Source organism: Campylobacter taeniopygiae, from assembly GCF_005406225.1.
Taxonomy (GTDB): Bacteria; Campylobacterota; Campylobacteria; order Campylobacterales; family Campylobacteraceae; genus Campylobacter_D; species Campylobacter_D taeniopygiae.
Map to the genome: position 1 here is coordinate 1 of NZ_NXLY01000040.1, position 2,142 is coordinate 2,142.

General features: G+C 23.4%; 3 protein-coding genes. All 3 read left to right on the plus strand.

Going from position 1 to position 2,142, the window contains the following annotated elements; genetic code table 11:
- Nucleotides 1-230 precede the first annotated feature (230 nt).
- The 3 genes from CQA75_RS08800 to CQA75_RS08810 all read left to right on the plus strand — a co-directional run bounded on the left by CQA75_RS08800 (nucleotide 231) and on the right by CQA75_RS08810 (nucleotide 1,907).
- Nucleotides 231-734, plus strand: coding sequence for a hypothetical protein (locus CQA75_RS08800; protein WP_137624587.1), 504 nt, complete (start codon nucleotides 231-233; stop codon nucleotides 732-734).
- A gap of 191 nt (nucleotides 735-925) precedes the next feature.
- Nucleotides 926-1,276, plus strand: a complete 351-nt coding sequence (locus CQA75_RS08805) for a DUF4299 family protein (protein ID WP_137624588.1) — start codon at nucleotides 926-928, stop codon at nucleotides 1,274-1,276.
- Nucleotides 1,277-1,418: 142 nt separating this feature from the next.
- The gene (locus CQA75_RS08810; protein WP_246023830.1) at nucleotides 1,419-1,907 is read left to right on the plus strand and encodes a hypothetical protein; all 489 of its coding nucleotides are present in this window, start codon (nucleotides 1,419-1,421) and stop codon (nucleotides 1,905-1,907) included.
- Nucleotides 1,908-2,142 lie beyond the last annotated feature (235 nt).

The following is a 2,142-nucleotide window of genomic DNA, read 5'->3' on the forward strand; positions in this document are numbered from 1 at the left end:
TGAAGATCCTGTTGTAGAGTATTTGAAAAGTTTTAAATTCGAATGAAAATATAAAGAGCTTTATCTTTATTTAGTGATTAAGGCATTAAAGAATTAGATGAAAACGCAAAAATTTAGCTTATCTATGATAGCTTTTAATTTCTTGCACAATAAGAAAAGTAAGAATTGCTTAAATTCCTACTTCCTTGTATATCCAAATAAGCAATAAGAATTAAAACTAGGAAGTATAAATGAAATGGTTATTGGTATTTAAAATTTTTATAGTTTCAATTTGGATTGTTGGTATGATGGGTTTTATTCAAGAGGTTGTAAATAATTCTAAAACTTTTGTAGAATTATTAAGCAATCCACGTATCTTTTTAATTTTTTGTATTATTTTTTTAGGTTGTGTGAGTATAATATTAAATTTTATTTTTAAAAATAAAAATATTTTAATCAATTATTTTTTATTTTCCTTTTTCTTTTGTGCCTTTTTACTTTTTATAGATTTTTGTATTTTTTATTTTAAAGAACTACCAAGGTATACAAGTTATACAGATTCTCTTGGCATGATATGCGCTTTGTATTTTTTATTTTGTTATGTATTTTCTGGATTTATGGTTTATGGGGTTTTATCTCTTTTTAAAAAAAATTACAAAAAAGTAGCAATTTGTTTTATTATTTGTATATTTTATTATTATCCTTTTATTGCTCTAATTGGCTTAGCTATTATTAAAATTTTTGTACAAAAGTAAAAAATCCAAACTTGTCCTATAAAAGCTATATCTTTAGAGTAAAATAATGAAATAGCTGTTTTTTGTATCTAGTAAATTTAGAAAATTAGGATTTAGTTTTCGTGAGGTTTTGGTGTATTAGAAAGAACGTTTCAAATTTTTATTGTTAAGAAAAATTAGCTATAATTTTATTTGACATTAAAGGAGAACTCATGGAAGATTTGGAACTTTTGCAAAAACGTTGGGAAGAAGCTTATGAGGCTATGCCTAAACTTTATGATACACCAGATGGATTAATAATAAATTTCACCCTTAGTGAAAATACTGATACTATTCTTTTTAAAGAACCTTGGGAAAATTTTGAATTAGATGATGAAGACGAAGAAGCCCAATGGAGATTAAGCTTTTTTAGCATTAGTGAAGATAAACCTTTAGGATATTTAGAATATAAAGAAGCACTAGAAAAACTACAAGATTTTTCTTTAATGCAATCAGAAGAAAGAATTTTAATTAGAGCAATGAGTCTAAAAGAACTTGAAAGTTTAGATCTTAAGGAGTTTTAGTACTCCTTGGCTATATTTTTTAGATAAAATCATACAAATTTTATCTGATGAAAATTTAGATGTTAAAAATGTAAAAAAATGCATAAATAGTTTTCTATCTAAAAAAGATTTTCATGCTATATTAGAATTAAATATCAAAATGATGAATATAGCAAAATTAATTCTTAAAAGTGATGAAACATTAAATATATTATTACCACAAAATTCTAATTGTAAAAATATAAATTATCAAGCCCAAGAATTAGAGTTAAAAAAAGAAATAGATATTAATCTTAATGATTTAAAAAATTGCGATAATGAAAAAATAATAGAAACAATCAAACAAACATATCAAAACAATCTGGTTAAAGAATTAGACCTTAGCTCTCAAAAAGAAAAAATAAAAATACTTTTTATTCTTAATGAAGTGCCAAAATTTTTAAAATCAATCTATAAAGAATGTGAATTTAAGGAATATGGGTTGGCAAATTATTTAGAATTTGATGAAATTTGGGACTTTTATGAAAACAATGTTAGATATTTCACTGTTTTAACCTCAATGGGTGCAAATAAAATAAAACTATGTTTAAAAAATACGCAAGAAATAGAAGATGAAATTAACATCATGGAAATAAATTTAGATAAAGAATAAATATATAATCCTTATATGTTTTAATTTACCCTAACTATGCTAGAATATTTACAAACAAATATAAATAAAAATTTAATCATACAGTAAAACTTATAAAGCTTTGTATTTAATAAATCTTATAAGTTTGTTATCACACTAAGGAGAAAACATGCCCCCAAATTCCTTTATGAATCTTAATATATTAAATTCTAATTCATCTTCCAATCCCCTACCCTTTAAAATCACTAAAGCCATC